The organism is Pseudonocardia sp. NPDC049635, from assembly GCF_040659795.1.
GTDB lineage: Bacteria > Actinomycetota > Actinomycetes > Mycobacteriales > Pseudonocardiaceae > Pseudonocardia.
The window spans coordinates 42,654-65,075 of the sequence record NZ_JBFAON010000008.1; the positions used below are offsets into that span (position 1 = coordinate 42,654).

The following is a 22,422-nucleotide window of genomic DNA, read 5'->3' on the forward strand; positions in this document are numbered from 1 at the left end:
CGCTCTCCCGGGATCAGGCCTGCCGGTCAGGTGGCGGCACGGACGACCCCGTCTCGATCTCGACCAGGCGGCGCCGGACCAGGGCGGCGCACACGACGCCGATCAGCGCCCAGAGGACGCAGAGCATGACCGGCGCGAGTGAGCTCCCGGCCACCTCCACCAACCAGAACGACACCAGCGGGGTGGTCGCTCCGGCGACGACGGCGCCGACGTTCCAGACCAGTGCGGTCGCGGTGTAGCGGTGTTTCGGCCGGAACAGCATCGGGACTCCGGTGACGATCGGCGTCGACGCGACGACGTACACGATCATGAGTGTGGTGAAGGCGATCGTCACGAGCAGGATGCTGCCCAGCGTCATCATGTAGAAGGCCGGGAGACTCACGACGGCGAAGGTCAACATTGCGCCCCGCGCCACCGTCATCAGGCCGATCCGGTCGGAAACCCGACCCGCGATGATCGCACCCCCACAGGAAGTGAAGATGGCGACGACGGCCACCCAGTAGGCCTGGGTGGGCGGGTACCCCAGGACCTGGATCAGATGGACGCTCAGATAGGTCAGTCCGATGTAGCCGACACCGAACAGAGCGATGGCCAGACCGGAGGCGAGCAGAACGGTGCCGGCGTCCTCCCGGAAGACCTGGGCCACCGGCACACCGTCCTTGCTCTTCGACGGAGTGGTCACGGTCTCGTCGGCACGCCGACGCAGCCACAGACAGAACAGGCACAGCGGAAGACTCAGGAGGAACGGGATCCGCCACCCCCACGCGGCCAGGTCCTCCGGCGACAGCAGTGCAGAAACCATGCCGGCGACCGCTCCGGCGAGTGAGAACCCGAGCGAGATCCCGATCATCGTCGCGGCACCGTAGGCTGCTTTCCTGCCCTTCCCGGTCGACTCGGCGATGAACACCGTCGATCCACCGAGCTCACCACCGGCAGACAGACCCTGCGCGCAGCGGAGCAATGCGAGAAGGACCGCGGCCCACACCCCGATGCTGTCGTAGGTCGGGACCAGGCCGATACCGCCGCTCGCGATCCCGATCATGAGAAGGGTCGCGATGAGGGCGGTCTTCCGGCCGTATCGGTCACCGATGTGCCCGAAGATCACCCCGCCGACGGGCCGCAGCACGAACCCGGTGGCGAAGAGCAGCAGCGCCGCCATCACCGACGCCGTGGGGCTGTCCGAGGGGAAGAACTGCGGGGCGATCACGACGGCGAGGAAGCCGTAGACCGAGTAGTCGTAGTACTCGACGGTCGTGCCGACCCCGCCGGCCCACGCGGCACGCCGCGACGTCGCGACGTCCACATGGGTTCGCAGTGCAGGGTCTGCGGTCCCTCTCGGGGATCGATCGGCCACGGATTCAGGATCGGGCATCGGTACGTCTCCATCTCGGTAGGAGGTCACTCACGGGCGAGGTGCGAGCTCCTGGCTCGTCGGGGTCGTGAAGCTTCGGTCACCGGAAGCGGAGGGCCGGCGGGTGGATCAGCCGAGGTCGTCGGTGGACGACGGGGACCTCCGTCGTGACGTCCGCGCCCGGACGAGATCGACTCCGGAGGGGTCGATGAGGGCGCCGAAGCGGGCCAGGTTGTTGGCATGGCCGAGATTGTGCAGAGCGAACGCGGTGTCGAGGGCCTGCTGCAGACCCTGGGCGTCCTGGGAGCGGTTGACACTCGCCTTGGCGAGCCTGAGACCGAAGGCCGGGCGCTCGGCGATGCGGATCGCGAGCTCGAGGGTGGCCCGTTCGAGCCGGTCCGGCTCGACGACCTGGTTCACCATGCCGATCGCGCGGGCTTCCTCGGCACCGATGGCGTCACCGGTGAAGAGGATCTCCTTGGCACGTCGGGCACCGATCTCGTAGGCGTGCGCGAAGTACTCCGCACCGTTCGTGCCGAAAGCGGCCACCGGGTCGGCGAACGTGGCGTCGGTAGCTGCCACGACGAGGTCCATCGGCCAGACGAGCATCAGCCCGCCCGCGATGACCCTGCCCTGGACCTGGGCGATGGTGGGCTTCGGAAGTTCTCGCCACCGCCGGCACAACCCGAGGAAGGCCTCGCACTCGAAGGCGAAGTGCCCCTCGGCCGCGGGAGCGTCGAAGGCGCCCTCGAGTGTCGCGACCGGTGCGCAGGGCATGGCGAACGGAGCGGAGAGATCGTGGCCCGAGGAGAAGTCGGGTCCGTCGGCAGCCAGCACGACGACCTTGACCTCCTGGTCGGTGGCGGCGAAGGTGAGCGCTGCGTCGAGCTGGTAGAGCAACGTGGGGTTCTGCGCGTTCCGCTTCTCGGCGCGAGCCAGCACGATCCGGTGGATCCCGGGTGCGGGGCGCTCGCTGCGGATGTAGGACTCGCTCTCAGTGCGCATCGTCTCGGCCCTTCCCAGGGGTGAGCATCGCGATGTTGAGACCGGTGAGTTCCGCTTTCAGTCGAGGACGACCGAGGAAGCGGCGGGTCCTGGTGATCTCGTTGACGACCGCGAGCGCGCCGTGCGTCCGGACCGCCGCGTCGAGCTGCCTCATGCCTGGCGAGCACGCGGTCACCACGCGAACCAGTTCGGCGACGTAGTCGCGCTGCGAGCGTCGTACGACCTCGTACTGCTCGGCGGGGAGGTTGTGCAGTTCCCGGGTGACGATGGCGATCTGGTCGCCGAACTCCACACCGAACGTGGCATACGACGCGAACACCGCGGTCAACGCCTCGTACGGATCGGCAGCGCCGCCGAGCGCGCGACCGATCTCCATCTGCAACCAGGCCGTACCGCGCTCCTGGGTGACGACCATCAGCTCGGCCTTGTTGGTGAAGTGACTGTAGACGGTCGGGGCGGTGACCTGGGCGACCTCGGCGATCTCCTCGATGCTGACGCCCTGGTAGCCGCGTTCACGGAACAACCGGCTGGCGACCGCCATGATCGCTTCACGGCGGGAGGCCCGGTCGAGCAGCACGGAAACGGGCGTGTGCGGTCGCGGTCGCGGCTCGTCCTCGGAGGGAACCAGCGCGGTGCTGCCACACACGCTGCGTTGCAGGGCGACGAGGAGCTGCCGGTGTCGTGCCGGGGCTATCGACAGCCGGTAGTGGGACGGACTGCCGACGACGGCCAGCCATGCTCGGGTGAGCAGCTCTGCGTCCCAGACGGACAGGTCGGACCGGACGGCTCGCACGATGGCGGACAGGCGAGCTGCGATCCCGCGCCAGCGTTCGGTGTGGCGCGCTCGCTGCGACTCGTCGAGGTAACGGGTGTCGCGCTGCAGCACGGCCGCGAAGACCCGATGCTCGACGGCGATCCCGGCCAGCTCGTGGTGGGCGCCGTCGAGGACGGCCCGGGGGGTGTCGCCGCGAGCGATCGCACTGTCCAGGGCCGTGCTGAAGAGCTCGGTACCCTTCTCGGCGACCGCGGCGAGCAGGGCCCGCTTGCCCTTGTAGTGCCGGTACAGGGCCGGGGCGGTGACGCCGACCTTCTCGGCGATCGTGCCCACGTTGGCCTGGTGGTAGCCGGACCGGTGGAACGCCGCAGCCGCAGCCGCGACGATGGCGCCCGACCGGGCGGGTCCGGCGCTCCGACTGGTCACAGCCATCGTCGATCCGTCGGTCCGAAGAGCATCGGTCCGGATCGTATCCCGGTCCGGCGTCGTGCCGGCTCGTGTCATCACCGGTCGGTCCCGGCTCGGATGGAGGTCTGTGCGATCGGGGCTTTCGGCTTGGCTGCGCTCATCAGGAGACTCCGGGGACGACGGTGTGGGCCGGGAACGAACGAGGGGCGGTCCTACGACATGGAGGAGAGACCTCCGCTGCACACCAGGACATGCCCGGTGACGTAGTCGGGCTCCGGTGCGCACAGCATGAACACCGCACCTGCCGCCTCCTCGGTGGTGCCCGCGCGCTGCAGCGGGACCGCGCTGAGCAGTCGCTCACGGACCCGGTCGTCCAGACCGAGCCGGGCCGCCGCGCCGGTGCGTGTCGTGGCGATCCGGTCGGGACGGCGAGAACCGGTCATCCGGGTCTCGATGACACCGAAGGCGACAGCGTTGACCCGGATCCGGTGTCGGCCCCACTCCTTGGCCAGAGTCTTGGTCAGGCCGACCATTCCGGCCTTGGCGGCGGAGTAGTGCGCCGCCCCCGGTGCACCCTCGAGCCCGGCGATCGACGTCACGTTGACGACCCTGCTGTACGGGTGGGGCAGGTCCTCGTCGCCTGCACCGGCCCGGGCGAGCAGTGGGTGTGCAGCGCGCAGGATCCGGAAGGGCGCAGTGAGGTGGACGTCCAACATGGCCGACCAGTGCGCGTCGGTGATCTTCTGCGCGGGGCCGATGTCCATCCAGCCGGCGTTGTTGACCACGATCTCGATGCCACCGAACGTAGCGACGGCATGGTTCACGAACGCCTCGGCGAAGGTCGGATCGGTGATGTCACCGGGGAACCCGGAGGCGTGACCGCCTGCCGCAACGATCTCGGCGGTGGTCTCGTCGAGCAGACCCCGGTCGAGGTCGTTCAGGACGACCTGAGCGCCGGCCTCGGCGAGCCTGATCGCCGTGGCCCGACCGATCCCTCGTCCGGCTCCGGTGATCAACGCGACCTGGTTGCTCAGTGCACGCATGTTCCGGTCTCCTCGGTCTGTCGGCCCGGGGGGGCCGTGGTGGTCGGTGGCACAGGGTGACGGGTCGGACGTGGGGAGGTGTACGAGAAGCAGTCGCCGAGGCGGGGCGGCCGATAGGAGCGGGCACACGGGCGGTCGTGCCAGGGGGACCATCAGCTCGGGGTGGGTGTGGTGAGCTTGAACTTCTGCAACTTGCCCGAGGCGGTCCGCGGCAACGGTTCGTCGTGCGTCACCCACCGCCGCGGCACCTTGTAGTCGGCGAGGTCGCGGCGGACGTGCTCGGCGAGTTCCTCCTCGGTGACCTGGATGCCGTCGCGCAGAACTATGTGAGCCCGTCCGACCTCACCGAACCGTTCGTCCGGAGCCCCGACGACGGCCGCCTCCGCGATCGCGGGATGGGCTTCGATGATCCGCTCCACCTCTGCCGGGTAGACGTTCAACCCGCCGGAGATGATCATGTCCTTGATCCGGCCCTGGACATGGAGGAATCCCTCGTCGTCGAGGTAGCCGCGGTCGCCGGTGTGGTAGTAGCCGCCCCGGAACGCGTGTGCCGTCTCCTCGGGCCGGTTGTGGTACCCGACGACGAGCGCCGGCGAACGATGCACGATCTCACCGGGTTCGCCGCGGGGGAGCTCACCGCCGTCGGCGTCGACGATCTTGAGGTCCACGATGCGGCTGGGCCGACCGGACGACCCGATCTTGGATTCCGCGAACCGTGGTTCCAGGTACGTCAGGCACACCGGGTGCTCCGTCAGTCCGTAGACCTGGATCAGCTCGATATCGGGCAACCGCCGCAACAGTTCCTGAAGCAGGTGCACCCGCACCGGCTCCGCACCGGAGTGGACGCGACGCAACGCGGAGAGATCGGCATGTTCGATCGGTTGTTCCAGGAACAGTCTGAGCACGGACGGCACCAGGACCACCATCGTCGCCCGCGTCCGCTCCAGTGCGCACACCAGCGCCGAGGCGTCGAGCTTCCCGCTGGGATGGAGCACCACCGTCCCGCCGGCCCACAACGTCGCTAGGGTGAGCATGTGGAAACCGGCCGCCCAGCACAGCGCGGGGACGGACAGGTACTTGTCCGCCGATGTGATGCCGAAATCACCGAGTTGCTGCTGACTGTTGGCCAGCACGGTGGCGTGAGTGTGCATCGCTCCCTTCGGACGCCCTGTGGTGCCCGAGGTGTACTGCAGCACGAACAGATCGCTCTCGTCGACGGTGACGTCCACCCCCTCGGGCTCGCCCGAGGCGATGAGGTCCGCGTAGCGGAGCGAGTCGGGGATCTCGTCGTCCAGTGAGACCACGGCGAGCGGAGTGTTGCCGAGGTGCAACCGGAACGGCTCGACCGATCCGGCATAGAGCGAACGTTGCACGAAGAGCCAGCGCGCCCCGCAGTCCTGCAGCTGTCGATGCACCTCCTCCGACTTGAAGAGGAAGTTCACCGGGACGATCACCCCGCCCAACCGAGCCAACGCGAAGAAGATCTCCAGGTACTCGATCCGGTTGTGCAGGAGCACCGCCGCCCGTTCACCGCGGGTGAAACCTCGTGCGGCCAGAGCCGATGCCAACCGCGACGCGCGCTCCTCGAGCTCGGCGAAGGTGAGACGGGCCTCCTCACAGATCACGGCGGGCTTGGCGGCGGCACCTTCGTCCGAGGCGATGCGGCGGCCGGTACGCAGCAGATCCCAGACCGTGAAGTGCGCCGGCCGGACAGCGGTCTCCGTCATGCGACACCCATCTCCTTCGATGGCTAGCAACTTGTATTGATCTTCACCCCTGCCTCGAGCAGGGGTTCGCTGCGAGGCCATGGCCAGTGACAATGGGACCTAAACAGACTCCACGGAGCAAAGGAGACGATGGAAAAAGTATAACGACCCTTCACTCCAGTCAACTCTGGCACGAGATTTCACTGGTCGTCGGAGGTCGAGTGCCGCGCCGGACGACCTTCCCGGCCTCAGTGCTCGTTCACATCGGCCTCCGTGCCGCTCGGATCGACGCACCGCAGACCTGCTCGACGGCGGCCGGTGTCCACCATCGGGTCGAGCTCGATCGGCCGGCGCCGACGGGTGGGCCGTGCCGCCGACGAGCGGCCGCAGCGGCCGCCCGGCCGGGCCGTCACCTGCACGTTCACAGCACCCGCCCGACCGACCGCCGCCCCGCGACCCTGGCCGGATGAAGCCGCCGAACGGCCCGCTGCATCATGGGGGGTGCCATGGATCCCAGCTCCCGCACCGGCTCCGCTCCCCGCCGGCCCGCCGACCCCGGGCCCGCCGGCCCCGGGGAACAGGTCTACGACGGCTACGACGGGCGTTACGGCCGCGCGGGGTTCGGAGCAGCGTCGGCCGGTGCCACGGGCGGGGATCCAGGCGGCGGCGCGGGTGGCACCACGTCCCTGCTGACCCGCCCGGCCGGCACCACGGCGACCCCGGTGGCGCCGACCCGGCGCCGTCGCAGGGCCGCCGGTGACGGGCCGGGCGCCGCGGTCTCCCACGACCACGGCGCGCAGCGCGGCCCGCTCGGCGCCCGCCGGGTCGGCATCGGGATCCTGATCGGCGCGTTCCTCATGCTGACCGTGGCGTCGCTGGACTCGCTGCTCGGCGCGGAGGTCCCGGTACTGGGCTCGTTCGCCTCGTCCGGGGTGCCGCCGCGGGTCGAGGCGCCGCCGCCGCTCCCCCCGCCGCCCGACACCGCGGGCACCTGCCTGAACTGGACCCGGGCCGACGCGACCGACACCGCTGCCGTCGACTGCGCGCAGCCGCACCTGTTCGAGCAGGCCGGGCGGGTCGCGCTCGCCGACCAGGTGGTGTTCCCGACCGACCAGGCCTGGCAGACCCTGGTCGCCGAGCGCTGCACACCGGTCGTCACGCAGTACCTGGGCGGGAAGTTCGATCCGGACGGCAAGTTCCGGGTCGGCGCGCTCAAGCCGTCCCAGCAGCGCTGGGACGAGGGGGACAAGGGGATGCGCTGCGGCCTGCAGATGGCGTCCCGCAGCGGGGCGATGCTCCCGATCACCGGGCGGGTCGCCGATCAGGACCAGTCCGCCGTCCACCCGGCCGGCACCTGCCTGGCGATCGACGGCCGCACCGTCGGCGACCCGACCGACTGTGCGGGCCCGCACGCGGTCGAGACCGTCGGCGTGATCGACCTGTCGACCGAGTTCCCGGAGGAGTTCCCCTCGGTCGAGGACCAGGACGGCTTCCTGCAGCCCGCCTGCACCGAGGCCGCCAACACCTTCGCCGGCAACGACCGGGTCATCGGCGAGAAGGGCCTCACCGTCTACTGGGGCAACCTCTCCGAGGCGTCCTGGGAGGCGGGCAGCCGCAAGGTCAACTGCAACATCGGGACCCTGCTGCCGGACGGCAGCGGGTTCGCCTCGATCACCGGCTCGGTCCGCGGGAACCTGGTGGTCGGTGACCAGCCCGCCCCGCCCGCGGCGACCGCGCCGGGTGCCCCCGCCGACCCGGCTGCGCCCGGCGACCCGGCCGACCCGTCCGCCCCGGCCGACCCGTCGGCCCCCGGTTCGCCGGCACCGGCCGAGCAGTCCGGCGCCGGGCAGCCACCCACGCCGGACGGCGGCGCCCCGCCGTCGCCGGATCTCGACGTCCCGCCGGGCCTGCCCGGCCTCGACGACTGACACCGTGCCCGTCACGATGACGCCGGACCGGTTCGAGGAGCTGGTCGGCGACGCACTCGATCTCGTTCCCGAGCAGCTCGCCGCGGCGATGGACAACGTCGTCGTGCTGGTCGAGGCCCGCAACCCCGACGAACCGGACCTGCTCGGGCTCTACGAGGGTGTCGCGCTGACCGAGCGGACCGCCGACTACACCGGTGAGCTCCCCGACCGGATCACCATCTACCGGGACGCGGTGCTCGAGTTCTGCGAGGACGACGAACAGGTCGTCGACGAGGTCGCGATCACCGTGGTGCACGAGATCGCGCACCACTTCGGGGTCTCCGAGGAGCGGCTGCACGAGCTCGGCTGGGGCTGAACGGGCTCAGGGCCCGCCGCGACCCCTGCCGGGCCGGGTGGCGGCGCTGCGGCCACGCACTCCCTCGCACCCGACGGGGCACCCTCCGGCCGGTCCTCATGAGGGCACCGCGGACGGTCGTGGGGCCGCAGCCGGTCACCGGACCGGGCGAGTTCAATGAGCCGGTGACCGGAACCCAGACGCTGGCCGCGTGGCCGACGGCGGTGGCCGTCGTGGCACTGACGGCCGTCGCGGTGATCGCGGCCCTCGTGGGCTCCACCGGGACGGCCCGGATGTCGGCGTGGGCGACCTGTCGTGCCGTCGTACAGCTCGGCGCGGTCGCCGTCGTCATCGTCGTCGTGCTCCGCAACGGGTGGACGACCGCCGGATTCGTCCTCCTCATGCTCGGCGCCGCCACGTTCACCTCCGGCCGGCGGTTGACCCCGGAGCGCTCCGGACTCCTCGCCGGGGTGTCGATCGGAGCAGGGACGGCACCTGTTCTCGGCATCGTGCTCGCGACCGGCGCGGTGCCCCTCACCGGCGTCGCGATCGTGCCCGTCGCCGGGATCATCATCGGTGGCGCGATGACGGCGACGTCGCTCGCAGGTCGGCGGGCACTGGCTCAGCTGGCCGACCGGTTCGGCGAGTACGAGGCCGCGCTCGCGCTCGGACTTCCGCCCCGGGACGCAGCCCTGCTGGTGATTCGCGACGCCGCACACGACTCGCTGGTGCCCGCGCTCGACCAGACCCGGACCGTCGGGCTGGTGACCCTGCCCGGCGCCTTCGTCGGCGTCCTGCTCGGAAGCGGTGACCCGGTCCAGGCGGCCGCCGCGCAGATCCTCGTGCTGGCGGGGCTCCTCGCGGCGGAGACCATCGCGGCGCTGGTGACCGTCGAGATGGTGGCCCGCAGACTGATCGGCCGGACCACGCCCGGCCACTCCGGACGCAGGTGAACGGCCGACCCACGTCGTGGGATCGCATGCCGCCGGGACGGTGTCGGTGGTGTGATCCGAACCTCGATAGCCGACGAAATACTTGTGGTTGCACAGAATTTGCTTAGGTTTGCCTGCGTTCATCTTGGGCGTGCCTCATCGCAGCCCGTCCGCCGGCAAGGAGAAAGTTCGTTGAGAAGCACGCACCGTTCCCGCGCGGGGCTCGTCGCCTCGGTCCTCACCGCGACACTCGCCCTCGCCGCCTGCGGAGCCGGTCCGACCGAGGAGCCCGCTGCCGCGGGGGGCACGGTCGAGGTCACCGACAACACCGGGGTGGTCACCGTCCCGTTCCCGGCCCAGCGGGTCGCGGCCACCGACAACAAGGCGTTCCGCACGCTCGAGGAGTGGGACATCCCGCTGGTCGCCGCACCGGTCGACCTCATGCCGGAGGAGATGAGCTACCGCCAGGACAGCTCGATCGCCAACATGGGCACCCACCGGGAACCCAATCTCGAGGCCCTGGTCGGCGCGAACCCCGATCTGGTGGTGAACGGCGGACGGTTCTCCGACCAGGCCGACGAGATCCGCGCCGCGGCCCCGGACGCCGCCGTCCTCACCTTCGACCCGCAGGACGGGAAGCCCCTCGACGAGGAGCTGAAGCGGCAGGTGCTCGGCCTGGGGACGGCCTTCGGCCGGGAGGACGACGCGCAGCAGCTCGCCGACGCGCTCGACGCGGCCGCCGCCCGGGCGACCGAGGCCTACGACCCGGAGCAGACCGTGATGGGCCTGCTCACCTCGGGCCGCACGATCTCCTACGTCGCACCGGTCACCGGCCGCTCGATCGGCCCGGTCTTCGAGATCCTGGGGCTGACCCCGGCCCTGGACACGGCCGCCGACGACGTCTCGCACGGTGACGACATCAGCGTCGAGGCGATCGCCGCCGCGAACCCGGACTGGCTGCTCGTGCTCGACCGGGACGCCCCGCTGTCCTCGACCGGCGAGGACTACGTCCCGGCGGCGGACCTGATCCAGAACTCACCCGCTCTGCAGAACGTCCCCGCCGTCCGCGACAACAAGATCGTGTACCTGGCCTCGAACTTCTACCTGACCGAGGACATCCAGGCCTACACCGAGCTCTTCGAGTCGATCGCCGACGCGTTCGAGTCGAACGCCGCGCCCGCGTCCTGATCCTCGCCACCTCCCGGCCCGCCGCCCGTCCCCGCGGGCCGGGAGGTGGACGTGATGCCGAAGGGCCCGCGAATGTCCACCGCCACACCCGCTCCCCCGTCGACGGCGCGCCGCCTCCGGGGCGCCGCACCGCTCGTCCTGGCGACGCTCGGGACCGGCGGGTTGCTGCTGCTCTCGCTCACCGTCGGTGTCTACGACGTCTTCGGCGGCGAGGACGGTGCCGAGATGTTCGGGATCACCCGCATCCCGCGCACCGTCGCCCTGGTGCTCGCCGGCGCCGCGATGGCCCTGTGCGGGCTGGTCATGCAGCTGCTCACCCAGAACCGGTTCGTCGAACCCTCCACCACCGGCACCACCGAGTGGGCCGGCCTCGGCCTGCTCGTCACGATGATCCTCTTCCCGACCGCGCCGACGACCGCGCGGATGGCCGGGGCGATCCTGTCCGCCTTCGTCGGCACCCTGGTCTTCTTCGCCGTCCTGCGCCGGGTCTCGCTGCGCTCGTCGTTGATCGTGCCGATCATCGGCATCATGCTCGGCGCCGTCGTCAGCTCGGTGTCTACGTTCCTCGCGCTGACCACCGACATGCTGCAGAACCTGGGGATCTGGTTCGCCGGCAGCTTCACCTCGGTGCTGCGGGGCCAGTACGAGCTGCTCTGGATCGTCGCCGGTGTCACGCTCGCGGTCTTCCTCGTCGCGGACCGGCTGACCGTGGCCGGGCTGGGCAAGGAGATCGCCACCAACATCGGCGTCAACTACAACGCGGTGTTGCTGATGGGCACCGGGATGGTCGCCGTCGCGACCGGGGTGACGACCGTCGTCATCGGTGCGCTGCCCTTCCTGGGGCTCGTCGTGCCGAACATCGTCTCGATGTTCCGGGGTGACGACCTGCGCAGCAACCTGCCGTGGGTCTGTCTGCTCGGCATCGCCGTCGTCACCGCGTGCGACCTGGTGGGAAGGACGGTCGTCATGCCCTTCGAGGTGCCCGTCTCGCTCGTACTGGGGCTGGTCGGCTCGGTGGTGTTCGTGTTCCTCCTGCTGAGGCAGCGTCGCCGTGGCTGACACCGTGCCCCGCGCCGCGGCCGGCCCGACGCGGCGCACCCGGCCGCTGCACGACCGGCGGCACGCGATCCGCTACTGGGCGTCGATGGCCGTGCTCACCGTGCTGTCGCTGAGTTTCGTCACCATCCTGCTGACCTACGGCAACCCGATGCCGTTCGGCACGGACGGCTTCTGGCGGATCGTCACCATGCGGACGACCGACGTGGTCGTGATCCTCGTCGTCGCGCTCTGCCAGTCGTTCGCCACCGTGAGCTTCCAGACGGCGACGAACAACCGGATCATCACCCCGTCGATCATGGGCTTCGAGGCCCTGTACGTCGCCGTCCAGACCGCCGCGGTGTTCCTGTTCGGTGTCGCCGGGTTCGTCCTGGTCACCGGCCCGGCGCAGTTCCTGCTCCAGGCCGGTCTGATGGTTGCTTTCGCCACCCTGCTCTACAGCTGGCTGCTGTCCGGCCGGTTCGCGAACCTGCACATCATGTTGCTGGTCGGCGTCGTCATCGGCGGTGGCCTGGGGTCGCTCTCGGCCTTCCTGCAGCGCCTGCTGACCCCGAGCGAATTCGACGTCCTGACGGCCCGGCTGTTCGGCAACGTGTCCAACGCGCGGTCGGAGTACCTGGTCTACGCCATCCCGATCGCGCTGGTCGCGGCCGCCGTCCTGTACTGGCGGGCCCGGCGGCTCGACGTCGTCGCGCTCGGCGGTGACGTGTCCCGGGCGCTGGGGGTGAACCACCTCGCCGAACAGCGCCGGATCCTGTTGCTGGTCTCGATCCTGATGGCGATGACGACCGCGCTCGTCGGGCCGATGACGTTCTTCGGGTTCCTGGTCGCGACGCTGGCCTACCAGCTCGCCGACACCTACGGCCACCGACTGCTGCTGCCGATGTCGTTCCTGATCGGCGTGACCGTGCTGTCGGGCGCCTACGTGGTGCTCCGGCACGTCTTCTACGCCCAGGGGGCGGTGACGATCATCATCGAGCTGGTCGGTGGCACCGTGTTCCTCGTGTTCCTGCTCCGGAAGGGCCGACTGTGATCTCGCTGACCGACGTCACGAAGACCTACAGCTCCGAGGTCTCGATCGGCCCGATCGACCTGAAGATCCCCCAGGGCGGCGTCACCGCGCTGGTCGGCCCGAACGGTGCCGGCAAGTCCACCGTGCTCACGATGATCGGCCGGCTGCTGCGGCCGGACCGCGGGGCGATCGAGGTGGGCGGGTACGACGTGGCGACCACCGCCTCCCGCACGATCGCCCAGGTCCTGTCGATCCTGCGGCAGGAGAACAACTTCGTCACCCGGCTCACGGTCCGCCAGCTCGTCGGGTTCGGCCGGTTCCCGTACTCGCAGGGCCGGTTGACCGTCGACGACGAGCGTCACATCGACGCCGCGATCGAGTTCCTCGATCTGGTGCCGCTGCAGGACCGCTACCTCGACCAACTCTCCGGCGGGCAGCGTCAGCGCGCCTACGTGGCGATGGTGCTCGCGCAGGACACCGAGTACCTGCTGCTCGACGAGCCGCTGAACAACCTCGACATGCAGCACTCGGTGCAGATGATGCGCCAGCTCCGCCGGGCCGCCGACGAGCTGGGGCGGACGGTGGTGGTCGTCCTGCACGACATCAACTTCGCCGGGCACTACGCCGACACGATCTGCGCGATCGAGGACGGCGCGATCTCGGTCGTCGGGCCCCCCTCGGAGATCATCACCTCCGAGGTGCTGACCCGGGTGTTCCGGACCGAGGTGACCGTCGTCGACGGCCCCCGCGGACCGCTCGCGATCTACTTCTGAACCCGCCCCCGGCGCCGGGCTCGCCCTGCCGGCCGCGTGTTCGCGACGGTGTCACCGGGTCGGCGAGGGCTCAGTGCGCGGAGGTCCGGTCCCGGGGCATCGGGTCCCACAGTTCGAGGGCCCAGCCGTCCGGGTCCCGCCGCAGGACCACCCGCCCGGTGTTCGGGACGGGCCGGTCCCGGCCGAAGGTCGCGGGGGCGGTCCCCGGCGCACCCCGGGAGTCCAGCAGCGCGAACGTGACGAGCCGGATCGCCGCACCGTGGCTGACCACCACGACGGCGCCGCTGTCGACACCGTCGAGGGCCGTGTCCAGGTCCGGCAGGAACCGGTCCCAGACGTCGCGCGCGGATTCGCCACCGGGCATCGGCCGGTCGACGTCACCGCCCCACCAGGAGGCGAAGACCTCGTCGAACCGGGCCCGGGCCTCGTCGTCGGCCCGGTTGTCCAGCTCCCCGACGAAGATCTCGTGCGCCCCCGGGAGCAGCTGCACGTCGAGGCCGAGCGCGGCACCGATCGGGGCCGCCGTCTCGCGGGCGCGGGTGGCCAGGGAGGAGTAGAGGGCGCGGACCGGCCAGCCGGTGAGCAACCGGCCGACCTCGGCAGCCTGCTCGTGACCGAGCGCGTCGAGCGAGGGGCCCGGGAGCTTGGTGTCGAGCGCGTGCCGCACGTTCGACGGGGTGCGACCGTGCCGCACGAGCACCAGCCGGACGGCACCGTCGTCCGGCGGGACGTGGGCGTCCCGGGTCCCGCCGTCGGTCGCGGCGAACGCGGTGGCGGTCTCGTCGCTCACCGGCCCGTCCCTTCGCGGACGGTGCTGAGCCAGCGCTGCGACGCCGCGTAGTCGTCGGCGGTCGCGGCAGCGGGCGGCGCCACCGGGCTGCCCGTGCCGCCCGGCTGCTCCGGTCGCGCGTCGGACCGCGGGAACGAGCCGAGGTAGATCAGCCGGTCACAGCGGCGGTGCAGAGCGGCGAGCGCCTCCCCCATCGCCGGCTCGGCGACGTGCCCGGAGCAGTCGAGGTGGAACCAGTACTCGGCGTGCCGGTCCTTGACCGGGCGGGACTCGATCCGGGTCAGGTCGATCCCGCGCATGGTCAGTTCGGTGAGCAGGCCGAGCAGGGTGCCGGGCCGGTTGGTGGTGGTCGCCGCGAGCATGGTGCGGTCCCAGCCGGTCGGTTCCGGCGGGAGCGCGGGCCGGGTGAGCAGCACGAACCGGGTGACCGCGCCGGAATTGTCGGCGATGTCGTCGGCCAGCACGTCGAGCCCGTTCCGGCTCGCCGCGAGCGGCGCCGCGACGGCGGCGTCCACCTCGCCGCGGGCGACCTGCGCGGCGGCCTCCGCGGTGGAGGAACTGACCCGGATCTCGGCGTCGGGCAGGTGCTCGGCCAGCCAGCCCCTGGTCTGCGCGATGCCGTGACCGTGCGAGGCGACCGTGCGGATCGCGCCGAGATCACCGGTCCGCCCGGTCCCGGGGCGGCCGAGCAGGCAGAACCGGACGGCGATCCGGGCCTCCCGGGTGACGACCAGCGGCGGGTCGGCGACCAGGCCGTCGAGCACCGGGGGCACCGCGCCCTCGACGGTGTTCTCGATCGGGACGCAACCGGCGTCGACCGAACCGTCGCGGACGGCGGCGAGCACCGCCGGTGCGCCGGGGAGCGGCACCAGTTCGGCGTCCCGGGACTCGGGCAGGGTGTGCAGGGCCTGCTCGGTGAAGGTGGCGTGCGGGCCGAGGAACCCGATCCGCAACGGAGTCGGCTGCTGGGTCGGCTGCTGGGGCGACACTGCTCAGTCCAGCAGCCCGAGGGCGACGAGATCGGCGATCGGCACCGGGTCCGGGTCGACGCCGCACCGCGGCAGAACGCTGCGGACCTGCTCGACGGCGGCCGGGGGCAGCTCGTCCAGCTCGCGGGCGAGCTTCTCGCCGTCGGTGCACTCCAGTGCGTCCGGCACCGGATCGGGCGAGGCGCTGACACCGGTCATCCGGGCGACCGCCGCGATCAGGTTGAGCAGACCGTGCCTGCCCCGGGTGAACGTGCCGGACGGTTCCTCGCGGACGATCCGGTCGACACCCTGCGCCGAGATCCCGCCGGCACCGCTCTCCAGACCCGCCTGCAGGAAGGCGTACACGTCCTCGACCTCGGGCACGTCCGACGGCCGCGGGCCGCCCATCCTGATCTTCGGCGTGCAGCCGTGCTCGGCGACCTTGCGGACCGCCGCCAGCCAGGCGACCGTGCCCTCCGCGTCACCGTCGACCGGGCGGCGCGGTTCGACGACCGGGGTGACCTCGTCGGGGACGAACTCGGAGACGCGTTCCAGCCAGATCCCGTCGACGTCCGGCGGGGCGGCGCACTCGACGGTGCTCGGTGTGAGCAGGCTGGACCGGGAGAACACCGTGGACAGGGCCTTGGGGACCGCGCCGAGTCCGGTGTCCACGACGAGCGCGAGCTCGGCGGGTCGGTTCGGGGCGGACCGGGCCAGCTCGGTGACCACGGCGGGCAGCTGCGAGGCCGGGCAGACCAGCCGGCCGACGAGGCCTCCGTAGTGACCGTCGCGAGCGGCCAGGTAGCGCGACACCACGGCGTCGACACCCGGTGCGACGGCCCGCGGCTGCAGCAGGCTGGTGTCGTCGACCAGCGCAGCCAGCAGCGGACGGATCGGCCACGGGTCGGCAGCGGAACCCGAGGGCACGGTCATCACGCCGACAGACGCTAACGGTCGGGTCACGACGGGTAGACAACGGGGGTTTGCGGCCCGGCCCAACGGCACCTCACCCAGCACTGGACAGGGAACACTCACACCTGATTAGGTAAGGGTTACCTAATGGAGGTGAGAGTGGGAACCACCCGCACGCGACGCCCGCCGACGCCAGCCGTCGCCGAGCGCGCCCGCAGCCTGGTCACCCGCGGCGGTCGCGCCGCACTCGTCGGGACCGGCGAACCGGAACCGTGCGCGCCACTGATGCACCACACGTGGCCGGACGGCACGACCGACCTGTTGCTGCCCGACGACCACCCGGTCCGTGAACAGACCCGGCTCGCCGTCGACGGCCTGCCGGTGATGCTGGAGCTGACCGGCGCGACGCCGGTCCCGCTGCCCGAGCCCGTGCGCGAGCTGCTCTGGCTGCTGGGACACCTGCGCGAGCCCGACCCGAGGACGGGGCGGGACCGCGCGCTGCGGCTGGCCGAGCGGGCGCCGCACCCGAACCTGCTCGACGCCGGGCGGGGCGCGACGTTGCTGCGGCTGCACCCGTCGTCGGTGGTGTACTCCGACGCCGAGGGCTGCGCACCCGTCTCACCGGTCGAGCTGTCGGCCGCTGAACCGGACCCGTTCTGCCGGGTCGAGCAGGCGTGGCTGGAGCACCTGGACCGGGCGCACCCCGACATGCTGACCGCGCTGCGCAGGCACCTGCCCCCCGCGCTGCGGTCCCCGGGCGGTGCGACCGGGCGGATCCGGCCGATCGGCGTCGACCGGTTCGGGCTGCGGGTGCGGGTTCCCACGACGGGAAACGGCACGCAGGACGTCCGGCTGGCGTTCTCGGCCGAGGCGACCACCCCGGCCGAGCTGCAGAAGCGGTTCACCGAGCTGGTCGGCTGCCCGGTGGCGCACCAGCCCTGAGCCGGGGCGTCAGGTGTTCGCTGCGGCGAGGTGCTCGGCCTGCACCTTGCGGGTCACGTGCCGCTCCGCGACGAACGACGCCACCGGCACGGTCCCGGCCGCCAGGACGACCACGGCGAACACCGGCTTCCAGCGGCACCGCTCGGCCAGTACCAGGGTGCACACGATGTAGATCATGTACAGGAAGCCGTGCACCATGCCGATCAACGCGACCGGCCGCGGGTCGCCGAAGACGTACTTCGCCGGCATCGCGTAGAAGGTCAGCAGCAGCAGGCCCACCCCGGTGATCCAGGCCGAGATCCGGAAGGCCTTCAGCGCGGTCGCGACGGTCACGGGGTGGCCTCCTCGTGCTGGGCCGCGAGGCGGGCCAGCTCCTCGTTGTAGGCCCGCAGCTGGGGATCCGCGGGCGGGGGTGCGGTCACGCCGGCGGGCCGCGCGGTGAAGGGCGAGGGCCGGGGTGCGGGAGCGGCTGTGGCCGGCGCCGTGGCCCGCTCGGCCACAGCGGTGGCCGGCCCACCGGCGGCACGCTCAGTGGTGACCGGCCCGGCGGTCGCCCGCTCGGCGGCGGGCTGCGTGCCCGAGGTCCGCTCGGCGGTGACCGGATCGGTCGCCGCCCGCTCGGGCGCCCCCGCGGCGGGGACGGACGCCGGCGGATCGGCTGCGGCCTCCTCGACCGCCTGGGCCGCCCTCAGGTCGTTGATCTCCAGCCGCAGGAACCGCCACCACATGATGCCGAAGAACAGGGCGAACAGCGGCCACTGCAGGCCGTACCCGATGTTCAGGGCGGAGCCCATCGCCGAACCGGCCCGGCCCCACTGCCAGGCGGCCAGCCAGCCGCAGGTGACCATGGCACCGAGCGTGAGCACGTGCCAGGCCATCCACTTCGGGGACAGCAGCAACCGCAACACGCCCCCAGGGTACGCACCGCCGCGGGGCGGAGCACCGGGCCTGCGAGGATCACCACCGTGACGAGGGCACCGGCCACCGCGGGTGGTCTGCGCGGATGGCTGCGCCCGGCGGCGCCGGCGGACCCGGCCGTCGTCACCGACCGCCGGGAACGACGGTTGATCGGCCTGGAGATCGCCGTCGTGCTGACGGTGACACTGGGGCTCTCCGGGCTGCGCAGCGCCCTGTCCCTGCTGGAGGCGCTGCTCGCCCCGGAGCCGTTGACCGACCAGCAGGTCGCGCTGAACGCGCCCGCCTCCACCGACGCCTGGATCGACCTGGCGTTCCAGCTGGTCCGGGCGCTGCAGCTGGCCGGGTGGGGTGCGCTGGCCGCGTACCTGCTGCTGCGCGCCGGGTTCGCGCTGCGCCGGGTCGGACTGGACGGACGCCGGCCGGGACGCGACACGCTGCACTCGTTCGGGCTGGCCGCTCTGATCGGGATCCCCGGGCTCGGACTCTACCTGGTGGGCCGGGCCGCCGGGATCACCCTGGACGTCGCACCCAGCACGCTGGCCGACGACTGGTGGCGGATCCCGATGCTGATCCTCTCGGCGGCCGCGAACTCCTGGGCCGAGGAGGTGGTCATGATCGGCTACCTGCTCACCCGGTTCCGGCAGCTCGGCTGGTCGGAGAACCGGTCCGCGCTGGTGGCCGCCGTCGTCCGCGGGTGCTACCACCTGTATCAGGGGGTCGGGGCGTTCGTCGGGAACGTCGTGATGGGTCTGGTCTTCGCCCGGTACTGGCAGCGGACCAACCGGCTGTGGCCGCTCGTCGGGGCGCACCTGGTGATCGACATCGTGGCGTTCGTCGGTTACGCGCTGCTGGCGGACGTGCTGCCGTTCTGACCGCGGGTGTGGCTGCTGAAACTGAGCACGGCCGCCGCTGCGGCGGCCCCGGTGGCCGGCCCCGGCCGGGACCGTCCGTCGCTCTCCCCGGTGGCCGACCTCCGCGGCGCCTGGACCAGCCGCTACGGCTACCCGAGCACCAGCCGGGGTGAGGACTTCGAGTCGGTGCACGTGGTCGATGTGGACAACCGGGACGGTCGACTGGTCGCGACGAGCCGGCAGGACGGGTCGGGCGGCACTCTGACCCTGTCACTGGGGACCGAAGGCGCCCTCGTCACCGGGACCTGGCGGGAACGGACCTCACCCACGGGCCACTACCGCGCCGCCACCTACCACGGTGTCGCCCAGTTCGTGCTCGATCCGACCGGTACCACGCTCACCGGCCGCTGGCTCGGCATCTCCAAGCGGCACACGATCAAGACCGGGCCGTGGGAGCTGACGCGGCTGGTTCAGCCCGCCCCGGGGCCGGACACGATCGCCACGACCGTCTCACCGTCGAACTCTCCTGCACCGGTGAGCACCGACAGCCCGAGCAGTGCCTTCCCGACGTAGACCGGGTCCGGTGCCCAACCGTGCCGATCGCCGAACCGGGCCAGGAAGGTGTCGAGTCGGGCGTCCCGCCGGGCGAAGCCGCCGCAGTGGAACCGGTGGTCGATCGTCCAGTTGTCCAGCGGGTGACCGAGCACCGACCGGTGCAGCGCCGCCACCTCGGCATCGAGCGACCACGCTCCGCGCAGCACGCTGATGCCGATCGCCCGCCGGCCCGCCGGCAACGCCGCCGCGATTCCGGCGAGGGTGCCACCGGTCCCGACGGCGCACACGACCGCGTCGTAGGGCCGGTCGAACTCGTTCACCAGTTCGGCGAGCCCGGGGAACGCCAACGGTGTCGTCCCGCCCTCCGGCACCACGTACGCCCCGCCGAACCGGTCGTGCAGTGCCGCCAGCACGTCCGGGTCGCTCTTGCGCCGATAGGTCGCCCGGTCCAGGTAGTGCAGCGTCATGCCGCGCTCCTGGGCGCGACGAAGACCGGGGTTCGTCGGCCGTTCCTCGCCGCGGATGACGCCGACCGTCCGGAAGCCGAGCCGCTCCCCCAGGGCCGCGACGGCCCGGACGTGGTTGGAACGGGCTCCGCCGAAGGTGAGCAGGGTGTCGGCCCCACGGTCGCGCGCGTCCCGTACGAGGTACTTGAGCTTGCGCCACTTGTTCCCCGGCACGTCGGGATGGATCAGGTCGTCGCGCTTGAGCAGCACCCGGCAGGTGCCGAACAGCGGATCGCGCAGCTCGACCAGCGGCGTCGGCAACCGCAGTTCCGCCTCCCACACCCGGTCCACGTTCCGAAGGGTAGGCGCCCGATGTCCGGCCGATCGTTGCGCTGGGGAACGCTACCCGCCACGATCATCGGCATGGGGCCTCGGGAGTGGTGGCGGTTCCGGTCCTCGGGGCTCAGCGGCGTGTGGCTCAGCCGGTACGCCTACGTCAGCACGTCGATGGGGCCGATCGACCGCTGCCACCACGTCGTCGTGCGGTCCCGTGGCGTCCGGGTGGAGATCAGGAGCATCCCGGGATCGAACGACTCGCGTCTCGAGCTCCGGCTGACCCGGGACGGTCGGGCCCTCACCGGCACCTGGACCGAGTACACCGCTGTCGACGGTCACTACCGCGGCGCCCGCTACCACGGCGCGATCCAGCTCGTCGTCGATCCGACGGGTCGCTCCGCGCGGGGCCGCTGGGTGGGTTACGACCGGTCGGGCGAGGTGGACTCCGGCCCCTGGGAACTCACCCTCCTGACGACCGGTTCCGGGCCCGGCGTGGTCCGCGAACACGCCCGCCCGGCGACCCCGCGCAGCTCAGGCGATGCATCACGAAAGGGCCCCTCACCTGGAGAAAGGTGAACCTTTCCAACTGAGACAGACCTCAAATCTGGAATGCCTCAAGACAAGGTGGATCGGCGCTAATCTGGATCTCATGACCGACGAGACCAAGTTCCACGCCCTGCTGCGCGACCAGATCCGCAGCGAGTTCACCGCCAGCCAGCAGTACACCGCGATCGCCGTGTGGCTCGACGACCAGGACCTCCCGCAGCTGGCCGCGCACTTCTACGCGCAGGCCATCGAGGAGCGCAACCACGCGATGAGCATGGTCCAGTACATGCTGGACAACGACCTGAAGGCCACCATCCCCGGCGTCGACGCGGTCAACAACGACTTCGCCTCGGTCGAGGACGTGGTGTCGCTCGCGCTGACCCAGGAGAAGCACGTCACCGAGCAGATCACCACGCTCGCCCGGACCGCCCGCGACGAGGGCGACTACCTCGGCGAGCAGTTCATGCAGTGGTTCCTCAAGGAGCAGGTCGAGGAGGTCGCCTCGATGACCACGCTGCTGACCATCGTCCGGCGCGCCGGTGACGACCTGTTCCACATCGAGGACTTCGTCGCCCGCGAGCTCGCCAAGGGCGAGCCGGCCGACCCCACCGCTCCGGCCGTCGCCGGCGGCCGCCTCTGACGGACTCCCCGTCGGTCCGCAGCGACTCCGGTGCCGCTCGGGCACCGGAGTCCGCTGCCCTGCTACCGCAGCGTGATCTGCTTCCCGGCGAGCACGTCGCGCGCCCGGTGTTCGGCGTCGGTCAGCGGCTTCTCGGCCAGCCCCGCCAGCGCCTCGTCCAACCGCTTGGCGAAGTCGCCGGCGGGACCCGCCCACTCCGACGAGTGCATGTCGCGGTCGACGTCCCAGACCGGCACCAGCAGGCCGTGCGCCCGGAACGACCCGGCATAGCGGGACCCCTCGCCCAGCTCCAGACCGCCCTGGTCGGACAGCCGGGCCAGTGCCGCCATCAGCTGCGTCTCGTCCTCGGTCCGCACCCAGCGGACGTGCGCCTTCGATCCGGTGTCCACCCAGTACGCGCCCCGCACGCCCGGCGCGACGACCGCCTCGGTCGGCATGATCACCGAGTTGGCGCGCTCCAGCATCGCCGCCGCCTCCGGGTCCGGGCTCTCCCCGGGCAGCCACCACGCGAAGTCGGTGTGCACCGTCGGCTCCAGCGGGGTCTCCGGCTCGAGCACGTCCTGCAGCCGCTCCCCGGTCCGGCGGTCCGGCCCGACCACCGGAAGCGACGAACCGGGCTCCGCGGAGCGGGCCCAGGCCAGCGCACCGGCGAGATCGGCGGACAGGTCCCCGGACCGGGTCTGCACCTGCATCCCGAGCAGGATCTCGCCGTTGTCCCGGACCAGCGCCGCCGAGGCGCCGGGCAGCACCGACGCCAGCGTGACCGGCCCGCCTTCGCGCACCGGCAGCGCGGCGGTCGCCGAGGGAAGGAACTCGCGCATCGCGACGAGATCGGGCTCGGCGGCCAGCCCTTCGAACGGCCGGACGACGATCATGTCGTCACCGGCGCCGTGGCAGGCCTTGTACCGCTTCCCCGAGCCGCACGGACACGGCCGGCGCGGGTTGTCGGCGGCCGCCTCGGAACGGTTGGCACGGTTACGCGTCTTCTTGCCCATCACCCGGCAAGG

General features: G+C 71.5%; 24 protein-coding genes. 12 read left to right on the plus strand and 12 right to left on the minus strand.

The annotated features are described in order from the left end of the window. Positions 1-13: 13 nt before the first annotated feature. The 5 genes from AB0J24_RS12275 to AB0J24_RS12295 form a co-directional block, all read right to left on the minus strand. Positions 14-1,303 (minus strand): MFS transporter, encoded by a 1,290-nt coding sequence (locus AB0J24_RS12275; RefSeq protein WP_358679539.1) that lies wholly within the window; start codon positions 1,301-1,303, stop codon positions 14-16. A gap of 177 nt (positions 1,304-1,480) precedes the next feature. Next, positions 1,481-2,356 (minus strand): enoyl-CoA hydratase, encoded by an 876-nt coding sequence (locus AB0J24_RS12280; RefSeq protein WP_358679542.1) that lies wholly within the window; start codon positions 2,354-2,356, stop codon positions 1,481-1,483. Further along, a complete protein-coding gene (locus AB0J24_RS12285) occupies positions 2,346-3,563 on the minus strand; it encodes a TetR/AcrR family transcriptional regulator (protein WP_358679544.1) in 1,218 nt (405 codons plus the stop codon). Before AB0J24_RS12285 ends, AB0J24_RS12280 begins: the two co-directional genes overlap by 11 nt. Positions 3,564-3,751: 188 nt before the next feature. Beyond that, positions 3,752-4,582: an SDR family NAD(P)-dependent oxidoreductase gene (locus tag AB0J24_RS12290; RefSeq protein WP_358679547.1), complete on the minus strand. Its 831-nt coding sequence runs from the start codon at positions 4,580-4,582 to the stop codon at positions 3,752-3,754. Positions 4,583-4,734: 152 nt separating this feature from the next. Next, on the minus strand, positions 4,735-6,309 hold the full coding sequence (locus AB0J24_RS12295) for an AMP-binding protein (protein ID WP_358679550.1): 1,575 nt from the start codon (positions 6,307-6,309) through the stop codon (positions 4,735-4,737). Between the two features lie 485 nt (positions 6,310-6,794). On the opposite strand from AB0J24_RS12295, the gene AB0J24_RS12300 reads away from it, so the two are divergent. The 7 genes from AB0J24_RS12300 to AB0J24_RS12330 all read left to right on the plus strand — a co-directional run bounded on the left by AB0J24_RS12300 (position 6,795) and on the right by AB0J24_RS12330 (position 13,511). After that, positions 6,795-8,216 (plus strand): septum formation family protein, encoded by a 1,422-nt coding sequence (locus tag AB0J24_RS12300; protein ID WP_358679553.1) that lies wholly within the window; start codon positions 6,795-6,797, stop codon positions 8,214-8,216. Positions 8,217-8,220: 4 nt separating this feature from the next. Then, the gene (locus AB0J24_RS12305; protein WP_358679555.1) at positions 8,221-8,571 is read left to right on the plus strand and encodes a metallopeptidase family protein; all 351 of its coding nucleotides are present in this window, start codon (positions 8,221-8,223) and stop codon (positions 8,569-8,571) included. A gap of 164 nt (positions 8,572-8,735) precedes the next feature. Further along, a complete protein-coding gene (locus AB0J24_RS12310) occupies positions 8,736-9,503 on the plus strand; it encodes an ABC transporter permease (protein WP_358679558.1) in 768 nt (255 codons plus the stop codon). A 171-nt stretch (positions 9,504-9,674) separates the two neighbouring features. Then, a complete protein-coding gene (locus AB0J24_RS12315; RefSeq protein ID WP_358679561.1) occupies positions 9,675-10,670 on the plus strand; it encodes an ABC transporter substrate-binding protein in 996 nt (331 codons plus the stop codon). A gap of 72 nt (positions 10,671-10,742) precedes the next feature. Next, positions 10,743-11,729 (plus strand): iron chelate uptake ABC transporter family permease subunit, encoded by a 987-nt coding sequence (locus AB0J24_RS12320; protein WP_358679564.1) that lies wholly within the window; start codon positions 10,743-10,745, stop codon positions 11,727-11,729. Further along, on the plus strand, positions 11,722-12,759 hold the full coding sequence (locus AB0J24_RS12325) for an iron chelate uptake ABC transporter family permease subunit (RefSeq protein ID WP_358679567.1): 1,038 nt from the start codon (positions 11,722-11,724) through the stop codon (positions 12,757-12,759). Before AB0J24_RS12320 ends, AB0J24_RS12325 begins: the two co-directional genes overlap by 8 nt. Continuing rightward, positions 12,756-13,511, plus strand: a complete 756-nt coding sequence (locus tag AB0J24_RS12330) for an ATP-binding cassette domain-containing protein (RefSeq protein WP_358679570.1) — start codon at positions 12,756-12,758, stop codon at positions 13,509-13,511. Before AB0J24_RS12325 ends, AB0J24_RS12330 begins: the two co-directional genes overlap by 4 nt. Before the next feature lie 70 nt (positions 13,512-13,581). On the opposite strand, the gene AB0J24_RS12335 is transcribed toward AB0J24_RS12330, so the two are convergent. Genes AB0J24_RS12335 through AB0J24_RS12345 form a run of 3 tightly spaced genes read right to left on the minus strand, consistent with a single transcriptional unit; the run spans position 13,582 to position 16,202 of the window. After that, positions 13,582-14,301, minus strand: a complete 720-nt coding sequence (locus AB0J24_RS12335) for a histidine phosphatase family protein (RefSeq protein WP_358679572.1) — start codon at positions 14,299-14,301, stop codon at positions 13,582-13,584. Beyond that, positions 14,298-15,290, minus strand: a complete 993-nt coding sequence (pheA, locus tag AB0J24_RS12340; protein ID WP_358679574.1) for a prephenate dehydratase — start codon at positions 15,288-15,290, stop codon at positions 14,298-14,300. The genes AB0J24_RS12335 and pheA overlap by 4 nt, the downstream gene beginning before the upstream one ends. A 3-nt stretch (positions 15,291-15,293) precedes the next feature. After that, the gene (locus tag AB0J24_RS12345) at positions 15,294-16,202 is read right to left on the minus strand and encodes a hypothetical protein (RefSeq protein WP_358680015.1); all 909 of its coding nucleotides are present in this window, start codon (positions 16,200-16,202) and stop codon (positions 15,294-15,296) included. A gap of 138 nt (positions 16,203-16,340) precedes the next feature. Here AB0J24_RS12345 and AB0J24_RS12350 point away from each other — a divergent pair, with 138 nt between their 5' ends. Continuing rightward, positions 16,341-17,123, plus strand: a complete 783-nt coding sequence (locus AB0J24_RS12350) for a DUF2470 domain-containing protein (protein ID WP_358679577.1) — start codon at positions 16,341-16,343, stop codon at positions 17,121-17,123. Between the two features lie 9 nt (positions 17,124-17,132). On the opposite strand, the gene AB0J24_RS12355 is transcribed toward AB0J24_RS12350, so the two are convergent. Both AB0J24_RS12355 and AB0J24_RS12360 read right to left on the minus strand, forming a co-directional pair. After that, complete coding sequence (locus AB0J24_RS12355; protein ID WP_358679580.1) at positions 17,133-17,456, minus strand: DUF3817 domain-containing protein; 324 nt, start codon at positions 17,454-17,456, stop codon at positions 17,133-17,135. Next, a complete protein-coding gene (locus AB0J24_RS12360; RefSeq protein WP_358679583.1) occupies positions 17,453-18,031 on the minus strand; it encodes a hypothetical protein in 579 nt (192 codons plus the stop codon). The genes AB0J24_RS12355 and AB0J24_RS12360 overlap by 4 nt, the downstream gene beginning before the upstream one ends. Positions 18,032-18,088: 57 nt before the next feature. Here AB0J24_RS12360 and AB0J24_RS12365 point away from each other — a divergent pair, with 57 nt between their 5' ends. Both AB0J24_RS12365 and AB0J24_RS12370 read left to right on the plus strand, forming a co-directional pair. Next, positions 18,089-18,913, plus strand: coding sequence for a CPBP family intramembrane glutamic endopeptidase (locus tag AB0J24_RS12365; protein WP_358679586.1), 825 nt, complete (start codon positions 18,089-18,091; stop codon positions 18,911-18,913). Between the two features lie 6 nt (positions 18,914-18,919). Then, positions 18,920-19,465 (plus strand): hypothetical protein, encoded by a 546-nt coding sequence (locus AB0J24_RS12370; RefSeq protein ID WP_358679588.1) that lies wholly within the window; start codon positions 18,920-18,922, stop codon positions 19,463-19,465. On the opposite strand, the gene AB0J24_RS12375 is transcribed toward AB0J24_RS12370, so the two are convergent. After that, positions 19,363-20,244: a pyridoxal-phosphate dependent enzyme gene (locus AB0J24_RS12375; RefSeq protein ID WP_358679591.1), complete on the minus strand. Its 882-nt coding sequence runs from the start codon at positions 20,242-20,244 to the stop codon at positions 19,363-19,365. The genes AB0J24_RS12370 and AB0J24_RS12375 overlap by 103 nt on opposite strands. 72 nt (positions 20,245-20,316) lie before the next feature. Between AB0J24_RS12375 and AB0J24_RS12380 the strand changes: the two genes are divergently transcribed. Continuing rightward, positions 20,317-20,805, plus strand: a complete 489-nt coding sequence (locus AB0J24_RS12380) for a hypothetical protein (RefSeq protein ID WP_358679593.1) — start codon at positions 20,317-20,319, stop codon at positions 20,803-20,805. 73 nt (positions 20,806-20,878) lie between these two features. Continuing rightward, positions 20,879-21,415: a ferritin gene (locus AB0J24_RS12385; protein WP_358679596.1), complete on the plus strand. Its 537-nt coding sequence runs from the start codon at positions 20,879-20,881 to the stop codon at positions 21,413-21,415. 62 nt (positions 21,416-21,477) lie between these two features. Here the strand turns inward: AB0J24_RS12385 and AB0J24_RS12390 are convergent, their stop codons facing one another. Continuing rightward, positions 21,478-22,410, minus strand: a complete 933-nt coding sequence (locus AB0J24_RS12390; RefSeq protein WP_358679599.1) for a DUF5926 family protein — start codon at positions 22,408-22,410, stop codon at positions 21,478-21,480. Positions 22,411-22,422 lie beyond the last annotated feature (12 nt).

Coding starts and splice junctions, on each gene's coding strand:
- AB0J24_RS12320 (WP_358679564.1), top strand. CDS start 10,743: ATGTCCACCGCCACACCCGCTCCCCCGTCGACGGCGCGCCGCCTCCGG.
- AB0J24_RS12390 (WP_358679599.1), bottom strand. CDS start 22,410: ATGGGCAAGAAGACGCGTAACCGTGCCAACCGTTCCGAGGCGGCCGCC.
- AB0J24_RS12345 (WP_358680015.1), bottom strand. CDS start 16,202: ATGACCGTGCCCTCGGGTTCCGCTGCCGACCCGTGGCCGATCCGTCCG.
- AB0J24_RS12290 (WP_358679547.1), bottom strand. CDS start 4,582: ATGCGTGCACTGAGCAACCAGGTCGCGTTGATCACCGGAGCCGGACGA.
- AB0J24_RS12295 (WP_358679550.1), bottom strand. CDS start 6,309: ATGACGGAGACCGCTGTCCGGCCGGCGCACTTCACGGTCTGGGATCTG.
- AB0J24_RS12280 (WP_358679542.1), bottom strand. CDS start 2,356: ATGCGCACTGAGAGCGAGTCCTACATCCGCAGCGAGCGCCCCGCACCC.
- AB0J24_RS12385 (WP_358679596.1), top strand. CDS start 20,879: ATGACCGACGAGACCAAGTTCCACGCCCTGCTGCGCGACCAGATCCGC.
- AB0J24_RS12285 (WP_358679544.1), bottom strand. CDS start 3,563: ATGGCTGTGACCAGTCGGAGCGCCGGACCCGCCCGGTCGGGCGCCATC.
- AB0J24_RS12300 (WP_358679553.1), top strand. CDS start 6,795: ATGGATCCCAGCTCCCGCACCGGCTCCGCTCCCCGCCGGCCCGCCGAC.
- AB0J24_RS12380 (WP_358679593.1), top strand. CDS start 20,317: ATGGGGCCTCGGGAGTGGTGGCGGTTCCGGTCCTCGGGGCTCAGCGGC.